Raw genomic sequence first — 15,695 nt, forward strand, 5'->3', positions numbered from 1 at the left:
GAAAAGCACACGCAGCCATCCTTCCGGCTTAGTATTGCTGGAATATGAGGCAGTAAAAGACGGCGATTAACGGACGCCGCCGGAAGATACCCCGGCGGCGGAGCGGCAACGTTTATTCCAATTTCAGCAAATGAGGCTCTACCAGCTCCCGCCAGATCTTATATCCCTTTTCATTCATATGCAGCATGTCCGACACAAACAGCTCGGGGCGTGTTTTTCCATCGGACGTTAGCATAGGATGGAATATGTCTATAAACACCGCCTGCTTTTGCGTGCTTAGAAAATCTTTGATGAGCGCATTGGCTGCAATGGCCTTTTGCTGGAATTTTTCCCGGGAAGGGCTGGGCTTCATGGAGATGTAGATAATGGGCACATCGGGCAGCCGCTCCCTGATGCGGTAGAACAGGCGTTTGGTTCTTTCCAGCACCGAATCGGCCGTGGAAGCCGCATCCGGCAGGTCGTTCTCACCTACATACAATACGATCTGGCGGGGCTGGTAAGGAAAAACAATATCATCCAGGTAAAAAATAATATCGTTTACCACGGCGCCGCCAATACCCCGGTTCATAGCCACATAACCGGCAAAGGTGCGCTCCAGGTCGCCCCATTTGCGGATAGAGGAGCTGCCTGTGAACAGGATGGGATGCGCCGGCGGGTTGTACATCCTGTCGTAATGTTTGATGGTTTGTACATCATCCCAGAAACGGGGCTTTTCGGTTTGCTGTGCCTTTAATACGGTAACAGCAGCCATCAGCAGGCTGCAAAGCAAAATAACTTTCTTCATGCAATAATATCTACGCGGTTTATAACTCAATGTTTGCGCAGCAGCTCCAGGAACTGCTTGTCCAGCTGGTGACCATACCAGTTTTCATACTGCACATCTGTACGCCCGGAGTCCAGCACGCCAAAATCGCCAATAAAATTCCAAACCGCAAAGCCAATTTGATGAGTGGATAAAATATCCAGCACATCGCCAAACCACGCCATGAATACTTTATGCGGAGTTTTATTCCAGCAGCCGCACTCACCGCAATGCACACCGTTGCCTTTGGCGGCCAGCTCAATCCAGGGCTTATAATATTGCTCCAGCATATCACGGCCCAGGTACTGGTTGCCTACCTGGCCCGGCCACAGCGGCATGGGTGAATGTTCCGGGTCTTTATTGGCCCAGGGCGCTTTGTAGTGCGAAATAAGGCCGGGGTAATAACCCCGGCAGCTTTGTGCAATATCCAGGTCCAGTATTTCCGGTATAACGTTGTTGCCTACATTATTACCGTCGGCAATAACTAAATGATCCGGGTTTTCTTTACGGATGGCGGCGGCCGCAGCTTGCGCCACCTTACGGTATACCGCGCCGGGAACGGGTTTGAGGGATGAATGCTGGTCATTCATATTTTCCCGCATGCTGGGTTCATTCACCAGGTCAAAGCTGATCTGCTTCCGGGAAAGGCCTTTATATCTTTTGGCCCACAGGTTCCAGTGAAAGCAAAAGGCATCCTGCGCGGCGGGGTCGGTCCATAAATTATACGGTTCATGAAAGCCGGCGTTAATGCAGTAGCCGGGCGCGCGGTGCAGGTTGAGGCTTACGTGCATATTGTATTTATGCGCCAGTGTAACCAGGCGGTCTATTTTATCAACGGCCTGCTCATTTATCTTATATACCTCCCCCGGTGTAATGTCACGGCTGCGGTCGAACTGCAAATAGCTGGGATAGGCAATGGGAATACGTACAAAATCAAAGCCCCAGTCGCGCATCCAGCGGAAATGCTCTTCGGTGGTGGGCTTGCCGCTGCCCGCGGGCAGTGGAGAAAAAAAGTCAAGCAGGTTAAACCCTTTCCACTTAGGCAGCTTGCTGGCTTTAATGGCAGCAGGCTGTAAAGCAGCCATGGCGGCGGTACCGGCCAAACCCAGGCCGGCTGTTAGCAGACCAGTGTTTTTGAGGAAAGAACGACGTTCCATAACGTGAATATTTAAACGTAAACTAATGTAAAACGGTTACTGATGAAAATAGACAATTTCAGCCGGTAGTCAAAACATACTGCTCCTGCTTTTTTACCATTTGTTAAGTGAAAGCAGCTGCAGGGCGCAGACCTTTGTGCTGTAAAAAAATAACGATCATGGAAAATCAAAACAAGCAGGGAACACTGGCCGGTAAAAAGGTGATATTATTAGGCGGCAGCTCGGGGTTTGGGCTGGCCACTGCCAAAGCCGCAGCAGCAGCGGGCGCACAGGTAGTAATTGTGTCAAGCAACCAGCTGCGGGTAAATGAGGCGCTGCAGCAGCTGCCTGCGGGCAGCCAGGGACATGCCATAGACCTGGGACAGGAAACCAACATTAAAGCATTTTTTGAACAGGCAGGTGCCTTTGATCACCTGGTATACACCGCAGCGGAAAACCTGCGCCTGCATAATCTCAGCGACACTGACCTGGCTGCCGCCCGCAACTTCTTTAACCTGCGCTACTGGAGCGCGCTGGCAGCAGTAAAGTATGCAACACCGCATATTCAGCCAGGCGGCTCCATTAATTTAAGCAGCGGCATTGCAGGCCAACGCCCGGGTAAGGGATGGGTAATAGCCGCCAGTATTTGCAGCGCCATGGAAGGCCTGGTACGCGCGCTGGCCGTGGAACTGGCGCCTATACGGGTGAACAGCGTGGTGCCCGGCGTGGTAAAAACCAATTTGTGGAACAGCATGCCCGATGCCGACCGTGAAAGCCTGTATAAAAATGTGGGCGACAGCCTGCTGGTAAAACGGGTAGGTGAAGCCGAAGAAATTGCGCAGGCATTTATGTACCTGATGCTGCAGCAGTTTGGCACCGGCCAGAATATTGTGATTGACGGCGGCGCAGCGCTGGTGTAAACACAAAGGAGCGCCGGTAATCAGTGGTACATTTCAATAAATGCCTTCATAGCCCTGGACTGCGGCAGATCTTTGCGGTACACCAGCACGGTGGTTAAGGTGCCCAGTCCGCGGTTGATGGTGTGGGTTTTTATTTTACGTTTGGCATAGTAACGCTGCAGCAGGTCTTCCGGCAGGATAGTCATGCCCATGCCGCCTTCCACAAAATTGATGATGCCCTCCATGCTGTTCATCACCGTGCTGCGGTAGGCGGTAATGCCTTTGGCGTTAAGCCATGCCTCCAGCCGCGCGCGGAAGCTGCAGCCCTGGTCAAACACCACGATCTTTACCGGCTGCTTTTTCAGGTATTCACTGAGGCTGGCATGTGCGGCGGCTGTAACAATTACCAGCTTATCTTTTTTAACCGCCTTTTCCTGCAGCTCCGGCGATGCTATAGGAGCGGCTACAAAGGCCATATCCAGCCGGTAGTTCAGCACATCGCCGGTAAGCGCGCCGGAGAAGCCGCTTTTTATCTCTATCTCCACATCGGGGTAGCGGTCTGTATACCGGTTAACAACACCCGGCAGCTGCATGGAGAGGGACGTTTCCATTACCCCGATGCGGATAGTGCCTGTTACCTGCGTGCTTGCCGACAGCTCACGTTTGGCTTCGTCAATAGTTTGGCTGATATGCCGGCAATAGCGGATGAGGGTTTCCCCTGCAGCGGTTAGCTCAACCCGGCGCGAAGTACGGATGAACAGCGTTACCTTAAATTCATCTTCCAGGCTTTTAATACGCGCGGTTACATTAGACTGTACGGTGTGCATAGCTTCCGCCGCCCTGGTAAAGCTGCCCAGCGCAGCTACCGCCTCAAAGGTTTGCAGATCGTAGATATTCATCTTTTTTACAGATAGTTAATATCAAAACTAATCATTTTTATTGATTGATGATCGATCCTACATTTGTGTTGTTAACAAACACACTGGTATTAAATATATCTGATATGAAAGCGAATACTGTATTTTACCGCACTGCCAAAGCCAACGGCCTGCACATCTTTTACCGGGAAGCCGGCCGGCCGGATGCTCCCACTGTGCTGCTGCTGCACGGCTATCCTACCTCCTCTTTTATGTTCCGCAACCTGATCCCGGTTTTAAGCGAACAATATCATGTAATAGCCCCGGACCTGCCGGGATATGGCTATTCCGACGCGCCCGACCATACACAGTTTAACTACACCTTCGACAACCTGGCGCATACCATGCAGGCGTTTATTGACGGCCTGGGACTGAAGCGCTTTGCATTATACGTGTTTGATTACGGCGCCCCTGTAGGCTACCGGCTGGCGCTGACCAACAAGGAAAAGATAGCCGGTATTATTTCGCAGAACGGGAATGCGTATGAAGCGGGTTTAAGCGACGCCTGGACGCCCATGCAAACCTACTGGCAGCACCCTACCCCGGCTAACCGCGATGCGCTGCGCGACTTTACGGCCCATACCATGACACGGTTCCAGTATGAGCATGGCGTAAGTGATCCGTTGCTGATTGCGCCGGAAACCTATACCCTTGACCAGCATTTCCTGGACCGCCCGGGCAGCCTGGATATTCAGCTGGACCTGATGCTGGACTACCGCAGCAATGTAGAACGCTATCCTGCCTTCCAGGAATATTTCCGTACCAGCCAACCGCCCATACTGGCTGTGTGGGGCAACAAAGACCCGTTCTTTTTACCCGCAGGCGCTGAAGGCTACAAAAAGGATAACCCGCAGGCAACGGTTAAGTTCTATGACACCGGGCACTTTGCGCTGGAAACACATGCGGAGGAAATCGGGCAGGACATGCTGGCGTTCCTGAAAGGATTGGTGTGGTAAGCGCAGCGCCTACAGCAAATGCAGCAGGTCTTCAAAATTTTTTACAGGTTGTTCATAGCCCAGCATACGGGCAATTATAGTGTATATATCCGCCGGCTGCTTCCCTTCTTTCCGCAGGAACTGAATGGAGGTGGCCCCGGCGGATTTTGATAATTTTCTGTCCGGCGTTTCCAGCAGCAGCGGATGATGGTAGCTGGTGCTGTATTGGAAGGTATTGCCGGGAATGAGCGCAGCCAGATAATGCTGCGCAATGGTAGACGGCCACAGGTCTGCTCCCCTCACTACCAGGTCTATCCCAAAATGATCGTCATCTACAACAGACGTGAGTTGGTAAGCCGGGAAACCGTCTTTCTTCCTCACTATAAAATCGTGCATATTCGCAGGCAAGGTTGCTGTTACAGTATGCAGCATGCCGCTGTTTGTCGCCTGCAACGTTTTAAAAGTGATCTCCTTTCCGGTATCGGTGCGCAGGCGCCAGCTTACATTTTCCTTATCCAACGGAATACCCTTCTCCCTGCAGGTGCCGGGATAAGCGCCATCGGGGCTGGCGGCCAGCACCTGCGCGCGGGAACACTCACAGGCAAATACATGACCGCCTTCCCTGAGCTGCTGCAGCGCTTTATTATATAACGGCATGCGGTGCAGCTGGGAATATTCCTGTTCGTATTGTGTGTAATTTTCCGGGCCTTCGTTCCATGGAATGTTCAGGTAATGCAGGGTATCAAAAATGTCGTGTACATACTGCGGCGTTATGCGGGCGCGGTCTATATCGTCGATACGCAGCAGTATGCGGGCGCTGGTTTTACGGGCCAGCGCAGCGGTAATAGCAAAGGATAGTACATTGCCTACATGTAAAAATCCGCTGGGCGTTGGCGCTATTCTTGTTTTATGAAATGTAGGGTACGGCTGCATGCGGGTTAAATTACTATTTTTACGGGCGGTGCGGGGCAGCAAATTTTTTAAAAGTGGATTTGCATATTTAGATGATTTCTCTATATTTGCAGCCCGTAAATAACGGAACGGATCGGTAGTTCAGTCGGTTAGAATGCCGCCCTGTCACGGCGGAGGTCGCGGGTTCGAGTCCCGTCCGGTCCGCAGAAAATATCTTCAGAGTGCTTGAAAGGCCCGCAAACTCTTAATTTGCGGGCTTTTTTTATACCCCCTCAGAGTGCCAAAATTTGCATATGCGCACAAAATTCTCGTGGCAAAATCGTGGCACTTTTTGCCAATAAAAAAGTGCCACGGAAACCCTCATAAACTGTTGATAATCAACATGTTCATGTCGTAAACATCTTGTTATAGGAGAGCTATAATCCGACTTTTGTTAACGTTAAAGTTTAAGGATTATGCTGGAAAAGAGTTATGCGCTGTTGTTTTTCCTAAAGCAACCAAAAGACCACCAGAAAAACGAAAGATTTGTTTACGCCAGAATTACCGTTGATGGTATCGCAAAAGAGTTTTCAACTAAGCAAAAATGGACTACAAGCCGCTGGGATCAGCGGGCCGGCCGAGCGGCAGGCGCCCGGGTGCACAGTATAGCATCCTGAAAGTATGCAGTCTTTATTGCGCTCCGTGTGCGGAACCCTATAAGGAAATAAATAGATGGCTGATGGCACAATATGAAGTGGACATTAAGATCGTTTTCACCACAAGGAATGACCAGAACGATAAGTCCTTCTTGCCTACCAGGCATTTGATGGCGCTCTACCAGGAGGGGACAAACGGTAACTTCAATGAGTGCCTTCAGGACTGGTTCACAAAGGGAAGATCCGACCCGCAGGGATTCCTCTCCCGCCACGCCTGTGCAAAAACGGACGACGCCGTTGACCTGCAGATCGAAGAAATGCATCAATGGTGCAAGGCAAACGAAATTCAATACACATCAACTTATTTTGTCAATGGGCATAGATTACCACCGGCTTACCGGTTAAAGGATCTTCAATACTTTCTGTTGACATAAAATCTTTAGTACAAAACCCGAAACTCTCAGGGAAATAGAGAGATTATTCTTAACTTTTTAATTTACTAATCATGAAAACTTCAAAATTGGAGCAATTCGCATCAAAAGACGCTCAGGGACTGACTAAAGAGGATATGAAACAAATGATCGGCGACTATCCCGTTACCTGCCACTGCGATGATGGCATTCACATTGGTGAAGCCAATTCTGTAAAAGATGCATGGGAATTGTGCTCAGCTCTTTGCGGAGATTGATACAAACCATCATGAAGATGCAATTTAACAACTACCCCCTCCCGCCCAGGGAGGCGTAGTTGTTTTAGCTTTTATTTCCTTAACATTCGGCTTCACCCCGCAATCGTTCAACTGCGATGGGTTGGCGCGTTAAAATAAACCGTTATGTGTAAATATTTTATTCTCTTACTATCCTTTCTTTGCCCTTCCGCCTTGTTTGCACAGGACGGTGCCAAAATAACCATCCTACAACCCGATATTACAGATGGCCTGAAAGCCGATGTTTACCAGCCATTCAACGGCTACGCCAACGGCATCAACATTACAAAGACGGTTATAGCTAAAAACGGGAAGGTTGAAATTGATCTGAAGAATGTTACGCCCGGAGTGGTGAAGCTCGAATCCCCCTTATTTAAATATAAAGTATTTGTTCAACCCGGCGATAAAATAACCGTCAACGCAATCAGAGATAAAGGATATTCCTTTTCGGGCCGCAATGCAATGGGACAATATTATGTGATGAAAATGAAACCGACGGGAAAAACCGCAGAGGAAGATTTCAACTCCATGATACTTCCCGCACGTTCATCCACAGCACTATGGGATAGTACCCTGACGTGCATGGAAAAGTATAAGTTAATCTATGATAAATTAAGGGCAGACGGTAAGATAACACCGGAATTGCACCAATACTTTTTAAGCTACGTGGACGCATTCATGCTGATGTACACCTACATGCGTTTCAATATGCATCTCAAGGCAAGCAGCGCAGAAAAAAGGCTTAACACCAGTCTAAGTAACGAAGTAATCCTGTCTTACCTCGAAAAACTCTACAACACCTATGACCCGTTTGAACCCAAATATCATAGCTCCTTACTGTGGTCACTTATAGCAGGCAATAAGTTGCGTTTGGAAAACTACAAACATGCCCTGGCAACATTACCCGATTCCTCAAAATGGAAAACGTTCGAAGATAATGAACATATTTTTGCGCTGGCCCCGGATTCCATCCAGGAAATTGAAATGGCTAATCACATCCTGTTCCTGATCGGTTATGGATCAACAGAGAAAAGTGAAATAGCAGATTTCATACAGGTCTTTCACCAGCACTATCCCAAAAGTAAGTGGAACAGGTTCATTGATCAGCAGTTTGAGACCGTTCCCAATGTTGTCGGTAAACTGAATAACCTCGATAAGGCACCTTATTATATCAGTTATGATGCATCCCATGGCGGCGTTCAGATGGTAATGCAAAAAAAACTTTCTGCTATAAATGGTGTTCAGGACCTGGCAAACTGCTGTCACCTGGAAAACCCTTGCTTATTGACTGCTGGGCTACCTGGTGCTCGCCATGTATCGCCGAATTAAGGCACAGCAAAGAACTCCACCGTTTTCTCGATAGCGCAAAAGTCAATCTGCTATACCTGTCTTTTGATGCGCCTACCAACCGCAAGATCTTACCGACCGTTCAAAAGTATAACCTGAACGGTCTGCATTATGTGGCCTCCGATGGAATCACCCAATCCCTGATCAAACTATATCAATCAGAAACCCTGGAAATCCCCAAGTTCCTTTTATTTGATAGCCAGGGCAATCTCCTGAATGCAAACATGAAACTTCCCAGTTCCGGTAACCAGTTCTATCAGCAAATAAGTAATGAACTCAAAAAATAACGACTTTAACTTTCGTTAAACAAGGCGCTACCGGCACAAAGAGCCATTTTACTGGATCACTTTACCGGAATATCCGAAGGAAATAAAAAAGAGCTGCAGGCGTGCAGCTCTTTTTCTATAATCTGCCTCATGAAATCCACTCTTCCATTCCTAAATGTGGTCGCATCTTGTCCCGAAAAATTGCTTAAGGGATATATAATCGCATTACCCCGCTATGATGGAATGGGATCTCGTTATTTTCACTTCCTAGTCTAAGTTCGACGACTACTTTTTTATAAGCACCCATACGGGAGGCATGGTATGCTCATCTAGCGTTGGCGCAATCCCATTATAGGCACTCGATATATACGGCCGGCAGCATCCGTTACAGCTGGGAGCACCATCCGCGTTATAACCGTAATTCAGGTCCAGGGTATCAACGTCGCCATCTGGCATCCTGAAATAAAACCGCTTTACCTCCTCCATCGCACTCCGCACAGGAGCCAATCGGGTTGACATAATGAACTTATAAACGGTGGTGTCCCAACTAAAGATACCGACATCGTGATAATCATTCAGGTACGTGGTATCACCATCCTTGATGTAAAAAATCTGGAGGGTGTCTTTGGTATTGCTGAAATAGGGTGTTCCATCGGCCCGCATGATCGTAAAGTAATAAGGCGCCGGATTGGTGTCACAGAACTTCTTCTTGTTGCAGGCCATTGCCATGACAACCAGCGTGCTGGCTAAAATGAATTTTCGCATAATGGGTATCATAAAGGTTTCCTTGGCTTATCCGTGGATATTATAAGTAACGGATCGGGCATACTGAAAATTTTGCGGAATGTCTGGAATATTCCAGTTGGAGTAATAAAACCAGCCCACATAGTCATTCAGTGTAAAGACTTCGTGCCAGCCCCAATTCATAAAGAACATGTGTGAATTCTTGGGAAGAAGATTAAGGTTGTTCGAAATCCGCGCATACAAACCTGATCCAGCACAAGTTCAACCTCCGCAGAACAGTATTGCAAGACCGCAAAGGTTACAGGCAGATGCAATCGTGATGACTGAGGAGCCCTTTAAAAATCTAATAAGGATCGACAAGATCGATGCACATCGCGGATTTTCCAATCGTTCTATGAACTATAACAAGGAAACATTTTCTTTTCAATCCTACTTAAATTTCGACTGGGCAGATAGAAGTACCGGTGAAACCAGTGGTAATCGCTTAACATTTCAATATACCCGGCTTTTTTCCTCCTCTGCACTGCCATTATCATTTCGTTTCCGCGCATTAGCCGATTTTCCAAAGTGATAGATAAAGGACATACCTATCCAGCGGCTATCGGTTTCTTTATGGCTGAAAGCGGATACCTGGCTTATCCCGACCGTTTGTCTGGCCATGGATAACGAGTGAAAAATATCATTCACATTACAACGGATAGTTCCGTTACCATGGATGATGTTTTTCTGAACACCTACGCTAATGTTATAAATTGACCCAGCCTTAGTCTGCCCGTAGGATTGTTTGCCCGGAAAGAAGCCATTGAGTTCCACACTCCAGGTTTTACTCAACTGGAAATGGTTTGAGGTTTCTATTTCATGAACATTAGCATGCTGGCGGATTACTACCCCTTCCGCGCTGCCCTTATTGACCAGGTACAGTAAAACAACGTTAAAGTTCATATTCCACCATTGAAACGGTTGTACTGAAATATAGGGGGTGATACCATACATGATAGCGTCTATAAAATTATAGGGTCTGGTGATAAAGATGTTTTCACTCACATAGGTTAAAGGGTTAATTTCCCGGTTTCCTCCGCCATAGGTCAGCGTAATCCCAAAATATTGTTTGTAAGTATATCTCAGTTCGATATACTGTGCAAATGCTGCGGTTACGTTCGGATTACCTGATGTATAGGTATACTGGTCAATGAAAAATAAAAACGGGTTAATCTGCTGGTAGTTGGGTCGCCTGATCCTTTTACTGTAATTCAATACCAAGGTATTAGCGCCGCTGCTGTCCAGCTTATAGGAAATGTAGAGCGAGGGGAAAAGGCTGGTGTAACGCTTTGTAAAAGAACTGTCCGCAACAATGGGATTGCTGAACTGATGTCCTTTTGCTACAGTATGCTCAACACGCAAGCCGCCTTGAACGGCCCAACGCTTCCATTCTTTACGGAAATTAACGTAAGCCGAGCTTATGTTTTCTGTGTAACGGAAATGATTGGTCTTGCTATAATCCGGAACAAGGCGGCGGTTTACACCGTCTAACCAATAAGATCTGGCATCTGTACTGGTGCTGCTGCTTTTGATACCTGCATCAAATTGGGCCTCCCCTCTTAAAGGACGGACGTAATCTATTTTACCCGCATAAATATTGATACGGGACGGGAACGAAAAAACCCGCAGCAGGCTGCTTTTTAAAAGTCCATTCGAATTATAAGACGTTATTGGAGATGTTTGACTGCTGCCTGAATAATAGTTCAGATAATCGAGATTGGCAGTTACAGCCGCACCTGTGCTATCCAACTTTTGCTGTAAATTGAGATTCACTCCCCTGTTCCGCCAGCTATAGTTTCCTGATGTGAATCCCCGTGTCACCGAATCCAGTCGCATACCTTCCCCGTACTGGTCACCGGCATAATCCCGTAAATCGTTCTTAGGTCTGGTAGTACCGCTGATTATAACACCAAGGGTTGCTTTGTCAGAGATAAAATAATCCATTCCTATACGGCCATTGAAACTGTTTGACTGATAAGTATAACGGCTCTCTTGCAGTGCGGCGGCGCTTTGGAACCCACTGGTATCATAAAAATACCGGCTATAGGTTTCACTGCTGTAATTCTTGTCATGGCTGTAGCTTCCATTACCGAACAGGTTAAACCTTCTGGTCCGGTAATTTATATTCAGCGCATTGTTGCTTCTTGCATACTTCCCCTGGTTATAGCCGAAATTAATTGCGCCGTTGAAACCGGCTGCTTTGTTTTTCTTTAAAATGATATTTATTATAGCATTTCCTGAAGCATCGTATCTGGCGGGCGGGTTGCTGATCAATTCCAGTTTGTCAGCAGTACCGGCGGGTAAAGAGCGCAGGTAAGCAGCAAGGTCTTGCGCCGACATATAGGTGGGCCGGTCATCGATCAGCACCAAAACATTGTTTTTGCCATTAAGGCTAATATTCCCGTTTCCATCTACTATCACACCAGGACTTTGGGAGAGCGCATCAAGCACATTGGCTCCCGCCGCGCTTAGCATGGCATCTAAATTAACCATGGTGCGGTCAATCTTATGTTCCACCAACGGTTTGTTTGATGTAACCACCACTTCCCTGAGTGCCTGACCGAAAGAAGTTAAAATGATCGGCGGCAATTGAATTCTGGCAATGCTATCATTAATCAGCAAGTGAGCATTGCTATAAGGCTTAAATCCGACATAGGATATTTGAAGCGAATAGACACCGCTTTTAAGATTTACAAAGTGAAAAGTCCCATTGTTGCCTGTAATACGCGTTTTTTTTGAAGCGGAATCCGAGTTATTGGTAAGGCTTATAGTAGCACCAGGAATGGTATGGCCTCCGGCATCAAGAACAACGCCACTGATTTTTCCATGATGGGTTTGCGCCTGCACACCAGGAATAAATTTAAGTATAAGGAAAATGATCAAAAGCAAAGTGAGTTTCATAGCTAAAGGTTTCTTAGTTGCTCAAATTTGATTGGGAAATCTATCCGGGGGAAATAAAAGTGGTGGAAAGCGAATCAATGGTGACAAAAAGCAAGTGACAGGTGACGGGATATTGAAAACTGCTTTTGTGCATTTCAACCCCCGATACTGCGGATTCATAACTTTCAATTGGTGAATCCGGTTAATTACGGAAATTAGGGTTATGAAAGCCATACAGAATCTGATCCATGGCCGCAAGCATAGGCTGCACCTTGTATTTTGCCTTGCTGTATTGATTATGTTATCACTCGGCATGTATTTCCTGTATCTTTCCGGATTCCGCTTTGACAACCTCGTTTCTGCATTTGCCGATTGCTTTTTCTTTTTGCTTTGCATTTATACCGGTCGGTGGCTTTGCGCAAGGTGGTATCTGCGCAATCAGATGTTCCATTTTGTATTATTCTGCGTGCTTGCAATCGCATGTCTTTCTGCAGTGAAATTCATGTTAGTTAAATTTGCTTTTTCGCATCCTTATGCAGGGTTTATGGAAGTGGTAAGAAATGCAATGCCCTTTTTCATAATCGGTACGGTAATGGGGATGTTGCTAAAGGTTATCAGCGCTTCTATGCAAAAGGAGTTGCAAAACGCACACGCCAGGGCCGAGCAAAGTATAAGCGAATTCAGCTTATTACAGAGCCAGCTAAGTCCGCATTTCCTGTTTAATGTGCTGAATAACCTCTATGGTATTTCAATTGAGGAGCACCAGCGTATTCCAGTGCTGCTGCTCAAACTTTCCAATCTTTTGCGTTATTCAGTATACGGCTCAAAAAAAACGTATGTTCCCCTAAAAGAAGAACTGGAGTATATACGCAATTATATAGAATTTGAGCAGATCAGGATTAGTGACAGATTGGTGCTGGAAGCGAATATTCCACAAGTGGTGAGCCCGGATATTAAAATAGCGCCCCTTGTTTTGATCGTATTCATAGAAAATGCCTTTAAACATGCCAAAGACTCCCTGGGTCAAAAGGTTTATATTTATATATCATTAATTATTGCAGATAAATGCATCCATTTTTCGGTTGTTAACACGTGCTGTATGGAGGAAAATAAGGTGCCTGGGTTCAATGAAAACTCGGGGGTCGGACTTAAAAACACCCTCAAAAGGTTGGATTTGTTATATGGAGATGACTATAAACTGAAGCAAGTACCGGATAAAGATCTCTATAAAATGGAACTAACCCTAAAAATTGTACATGGATAATTTAATTAATTGTGTGATCATTGAAGATGAACCGGTGGCCCGGAACATTGTCCGGAACTACTGCGGACAACTTCCCTTTCTGCTGGTAGCAGGGGAGTTTGGTAATGCACTGGAGGCAAAATATTTTCTTTTGAAGCAGAGGGTCGATCTGCTTTTCCTGGATATTCATATGCCGGTTTTAAACGGGATTAGTTTTTTTAATACACTCAAGAATCCGCCGGTTGTCATTTTTACGACAGCGTATCAGGAATATGCCGTAAACGCCTTCGATGTTGCCGCCTGCGATTATCTGCTCAAACCATTTTCCCTTGAAAGGTTTATTATCGCTGTCGACAGGGCACGGGAGAAATTACAACGGAAGCTGCCGGACACCCAGCAGAAAACGGCGGATGACTTTTTTATTAAAGCGGACGGCAAAATTTACAAGGTCGCTTACCAAGACTGCCTTTATGGAGAAGCCCAGGGGAACTACACAAAGGTCGTCACCTGCGGTGGTATCATCTTAACCAAAATGCCGTTCTCGGATTTTGTAGCTCTTTTACCTGCTGCTCTATTTTGTCGCGTTCATCGCTCCTATATTATCAGTAAAAAAAACATCCGCCATATCGAAGGTAACCGTGTATTTGTAGGGCAAAAGGAAATACCGATAGCGGCGAATTACAAAGCATCCTTTTTAAAAAATATTGGTGCAATCTGCTTCATAGCCATTATCGCCTCCGCCTTGTATAAATAATGCAATCAGTCTATTTCAACATCGTCATACTCCCCTTCATTGAGCAGCCGGTTTCTTTTATGAAGATAGCCGATGAACGCGGGAGTTAATATTTCATGGGGGAGCCTGTTATTCCTTATAAAGCTTCTTAAATATGCTCCATGTGCTTGCTCAATACCGTTTTTATATTTCAACCGTCCGTCGTGGGTTATATACAGCATATTGATGTCAAATAATTTATGGTGATTATTGCAAAGCCATAAACCATTATCACCAGCAGTTGCATGCTGGATCTTTGTTTCAATGCTGAGGTTATTAGCTTTTTTGATACTCGCTACCGGCCAGATATGAGCGCCCTGAATTATTTGGGGAATTTCACAATCACACAATAAACATTTCTTTTCACCAAGTTTCTCTAACAGGTTATAAATATATGTTGGCGAACGAAGACTGTCATTAGCTTCAAATTCTCTTTTTTCCAATACCAGGTCAGAAGTAATAACATGAATGCCCAGCGATACGATCACATCCCTTGCGTCGGCCGGAAGCTTTCTCAGATCGCCTTCCTGTATTTCATACAGCTCCATTGAATAACGGGTGATCTTATGAATAGCAAGACATAATAATACTGTTTCGTATTTGTTTGCTCCATAAGTCTTTCCATATATCTGTAAGGTGTTGTTTTCATCAATTGTTACATAAGATGATACATTTCCCCTATTTCGGCCTCTGTTTAAATCCCGCTGGGCTATAACGTCAGATACGGAATTAAAGGGTTGTATTGCAGTAGTAAGATGATCCCCCTCATTCAAAAAATTAGTTCCTGCTGTTTTCATTAACCTGTACATGAATTTAAAATAGGCGGTTTCAATATTGCCGTCAGGCTGCAGAAAATAGAAGTGAATGCTTTTATTGGGGTTGGTTTCCTGGTGGTATTTGACCAGTGCGCTCGGGAAGCTTTGAAAAAAGGAGTTTCTGCTGCCAATTTCATATTCTGAAAATGAAACGTAGCTAACAGCGCCATTGTATGTTAATGTAGCTAACCGGCCAATGTTATAACCCGTGTTGTCAAAGGTAACAGTGTAGTCACGTCTGCCTGTAAGCCGTTCGCAAACGTCGCGTAAAATATCGCGGGTAAGAATGTCTTCGTAACGTTCACGCCTCTTCTGGAATTTGTTCTTTATGATGAAGTGTGGTGCTGGCATTATCGCTATAATTTGTAATCAAAACTTCTTTCCGGTTGTTCCCAAGCATGGGATCAACTTCGATGATGTTGTAACCTCCTTTTTTAATCCACTCCACTAAATTCAAGTTATGTTTTCCTTTGTGTTCTAAAACGTAGGAAATCATAAATGGCTTACCTTCCTCATTCAATTTATCCACAAAGTCAAAAAATCTCTTTTCTGTTTCTGAATTCCATCCGTGAAACCCCCTTTTTCCATCGTTGTATGCGCCGGTTGTAAGCATATAAGGAGGATCAAGATAAATAAACGTGTTTTTA

The 15,695-nt window shown here is 46.0% G+C and carries 16 protein-coding genes and 1 tRNA gene; 9 read left to right on the forward strand and 8 right to left on the reverse strand.

Translation table 11 applies throughout. The features are described 5' to 3' along the window. Positions 1 to 112 precede the first annotated feature (112 nt). Together VFS25_RS02990 and VFS25_RS02995 are read right to left on the reverse strand one after the other, a co-directional pair. Complete coding sequence (locus VFS25_RS02990) at positions 113 to 784, reverse strand: GDSL-type esterase/lipase family protein (RefSeq protein WP_326460628.1); 672 nt, start codon at positions 782 to 784, stop codon at positions 113 to 115. A 26-nt stretch (positions 785 to 810) separates the two neighbouring features. Further along, a complete protein-coding gene (locus VFS25_RS02995) occupies positions 811 to 1,959 on the reverse strand; it encodes a glycoside hydrolase family 5 protein (protein WP_326460629.1) in 1,149 nt (382 codons plus the stop codon). 158 nt (positions 1,960 to 2,117) lie between these two features. Between VFS25_RS02995 and VFS25_RS03000 the strand changes: the two genes are divergently transcribed. Then, positions 2,118 to 2,858: an SDR family oxidoreductase gene (locus VFS25_RS03000; RefSeq protein WP_326460630.1), complete on the forward strand. Its 741-nt coding sequence runs from the start codon at positions 2,118 to 2,120 to the stop codon at positions 2,856 to 2,858. 20 nt (positions 2,859 to 2,878) lie between these two features. Here the strand turns inward: VFS25_RS03000 and VFS25_RS03005 are convergent, their stop codons facing one another. Then, positions 2,879 to 3,736, reverse strand: a complete 858-nt coding sequence (locus VFS25_RS03005; protein ID WP_326460631.1) for a LysR family transcriptional regulator — start codon at positions 3,734 to 3,736, stop codon at positions 2,879 to 2,881. 104 nt (positions 3,737 to 3,840) lie between these two features. On the opposite strand from VFS25_RS03005, the gene VFS25_RS03010 reads away from it, so the two are divergent. Then, positions 3,841 to 4,710, forward strand: coding sequence for an alpha/beta hydrolase (locus tag VFS25_RS03010; RefSeq protein WP_326460632.1), 870 nt, complete (start codon positions 3,841 to 3,843; stop codon positions 4,708 to 4,710). Between the two features lie 9 nt (positions 4,711 to 4,719). Here VFS25_RS03010 and VFS25_RS03015 read toward each other — a convergent pair whose 3' ends face one another. Further along, a complete protein-coding gene (locus VFS25_RS03015) occupies positions 4,720 to 5,622 on the reverse strand; it encodes a glutamate--tRNA ligase family protein (protein ID WP_326460633.1) in 903 nt (300 codons plus the stop codon). A gap of 109 nt (positions 5,623 to 5,731) precedes the next feature. Between VFS25_RS03015 and VFS25_RS03020 the strand changes: the two genes are divergently transcribed. The 5 genes from VFS25_RS03020 to VFS25_RS25310 all read left to right on the forward strand — a co-directional run bounded on the left by VFS25_RS03020 (position 5,732) and on the right by VFS25_RS25310 (position 8,576). Then, positions 5,732 to 5,805 (forward strand) — tRNA-Asp (locus VFS25_RS03020). 514 nt (positions 5,806 to 6,319) lie between these two features. Next, a complete protein-coding gene (locus VFS25_RS03025) occupies positions 6,320 to 6,670 on the forward strand; it encodes a hypothetical protein (protein ID WP_414647696.1) in 351 nt (116 codons plus the stop codon). 71 nt (positions 6,671 to 6,741) lie between these two features. Continuing rightward, positions 6,742 to 6,924 (forward strand): hypothetical protein, encoded by a 183-nt coding sequence (locus tag VFS25_RS03030; RefSeq protein ID WP_326460635.1) that lies wholly within the window; start codon positions 6,742 to 6,744, stop codon positions 6,922 to 6,924. Positions 6,925 to 7,068: 144 nt separating this feature from the next. Further along, a complete protein-coding gene (locus VFS25_RS03035) occupies positions 7,069 to 8,271 on the forward strand; it encodes a hypothetical protein (protein WP_326460636.1) in 1,203 nt (400 codons plus the stop codon). Then, entirely contained in the window at positions 8,220 to 8,576 is a 357-nt protein-coding gene (locus VFS25_RS25310; protein WP_414647697.1) for a TlpA family protein disulfide reductase, read from the forward strand. Before VFS25_RS03035 ends, VFS25_RS25310 begins: the two co-directional genes overlap by 52 nt. Before the next feature lie 264 nt (positions 8,577 to 8,840). Here VFS25_RS25310 and VFS25_RS03040 read toward each other — a convergent pair whose 3' ends face one another. Continuing rightward, positions 8,841 to 9,320, reverse strand: a complete 480-nt coding sequence (locus VFS25_RS03040) for a hypothetical protein (protein ID WP_326460637.1) — start codon at positions 9,318 to 9,320, stop codon at positions 8,841 to 8,843. 471 nt (positions 9,321 to 9,791) lie between these two features. Next, the gene (locus VFS25_RS03045) at positions 9,792 to 12,239 is read right to left on the reverse strand and encodes a TonB-dependent receptor (RefSeq protein ID WP_326460638.1); all 2,448 of its coding nucleotides are present in this window, start codon (positions 12,237 to 12,239) and stop codon (positions 9,792 to 9,794) included. A gap of 202 nt (positions 12,240 to 12,441) precedes the next feature. On the opposite strand from VFS25_RS03045, the gene VFS25_RS03050 reads away from it, so the two are divergent. Together VFS25_RS03050 and VFS25_RS03055 are read left to right on the forward strand one after the other, a co-directional pair. Continuing rightward, complete coding sequence (locus VFS25_RS03050) at positions 12,442 to 13,482, forward strand: sensor histidine kinase (protein WP_326460639.1); 1,041 nt, start codon at positions 12,442 to 12,444, stop codon at positions 13,480 to 13,482. Then, on the forward strand, positions 13,475 to 14,215 hold the full coding sequence (locus tag VFS25_RS03055) for a LytTR family DNA-binding domain-containing protein (RefSeq protein WP_326460640.1): 741 nt from the start codon (positions 13,475 to 13,477) through the stop codon (positions 14,213 to 14,215). Before VFS25_RS03050 ends, VFS25_RS03055 begins: the two co-directional genes overlap by 8 nt. 5 nt (positions 14,216 to 14,220) lie before the next feature. On the opposite strand, the gene VFS25_RS03060 is transcribed toward VFS25_RS03055, so the two are convergent. Then, positions 14,221 to 15,399 carry an HNH endonuclease signature motif containing protein gene (locus VFS25_RS03060; protein WP_326460641.1) on the reverse strand — a complete coding sequence of 393 codons (1,179 nt, stop codon included), beginning with the start codon at positions 15,397 to 15,399 and terminating at the stop codon, positions 14,221 to 14,223. Continuing rightward, positions 15,350 to 15,695 (reverse strand): DNA adenine methylase (locus VFS25_RS03065; protein ID WP_326460642.1); only part of this gene is annotated, 346 nt, incomplete at its 5' end. The genes VFS25_RS03060 and VFS25_RS03065, both read right to left, overlap by 50 nt.

It is taken from the genome of Chitinophaga sp., from assembly GCF_035761305.1.
Lineage (GTDB): Bacteria > Bacteroidota > Bacteroidia > Chitinophagales > Chitinophagaceae > Chitinophaga.

Excerpts from the sequence above, each read along its gene's own strand:
- VFS25_RS03050 (WP_326460639.1), top strand. The coding sequence starts at position 12,442 with ATGAAAGCCATACAGAATCTGATCCATGGCCGCAAGCATAGGCTGCAC.
- VFS25_RS03000 (WP_326460630.1), top strand. The coding sequence starts at position 2,118 with ATGGAAAATCAAAACAAGCAGGGAACACTGGCCGGTAAAAAGGTGATA.
- VFS25_RS02995 (WP_326460629.1), bottom strand. The coding sequence starts at position 1,959 with ATGGAACGTCGTTCTTTCCTCAAAAACACTGGTCTGCTAACAGCCGGC.
- VFS25_RS03030 (WP_326460635.1), top strand. The coding sequence starts at position 6,742 with ATGAAAACTTCAAAATTGGAGCAATTCGCATCAAAAGACGCTCAGGGA.
- VFS25_RS03055 (WP_326460640.1), top strand. The coding sequence starts at position 13,475 with ATGGATAATTTAATTAATTGTGTGATCATTGAAGATGAACCGGTGGCC.
- VFS25_RS03060 (WP_326460641.1), bottom strand. The coding sequence starts at position 15,399 with ATGCCAGCACCACACTTCATCATAAAGAACAAATTCCAGAAGAGGCGT.
- VFS25_RS02990 (WP_326460628.1), bottom strand. The coding sequence starts at position 784 with ATGAAGAAAGTTATTTTGCTTTGCAGCCTGCTGATGGCTGCTGTTACC.
- VFS25_RS03010 (WP_326460632.1), top strand. The coding sequence starts at position 3,841 with ATGAAAGCGAATACTGTATTTTACCGCACTGCCAAAGCCAACGGCCTG.
- VFS25_RS03005 (WP_326460631.1), bottom strand. The coding sequence starts at position 3,736 with ATGAATATCTACGATCTGCAAACCTTTGAGGCGGTAGCTGCGCTGGGC.
- VFS25_RS03025 (WP_414647696.1), top strand. The coding sequence starts at position 6,320 with ATGGCACAATATGAAGTGGACATTAAGATCGTTTTCACCACAAGGAAT.
- VFS25_RS03045 (WP_326460638.1), bottom strand. The coding sequence starts at position 12,239 with ATGAAACTCACTTTGCTTTTGATCATTTTCCTTATACTTAAATTTATT.
- VFS25_RS03040 (WP_326460637.1), bottom strand. The coding sequence starts at position 9,320 with ATGCGAAAATTCATTTTAGCCAGCACGCTGGTTGTCATGGCAATGGCC.
- VFS25_RS03035 (WP_326460636.1), top strand. The coding sequence starts at position 7,069 with ATGTGTAAATATTTTATTCTCTTACTATCCTTTCTTTGCCCTTCCGCC.
- VFS25_RS03015 (WP_326460633.1), bottom strand. The coding sequence starts at position 5,622 with ATGCAGCCGTACCCTACATTTCATAAAACAAGAATAGCGCCAACGCCC.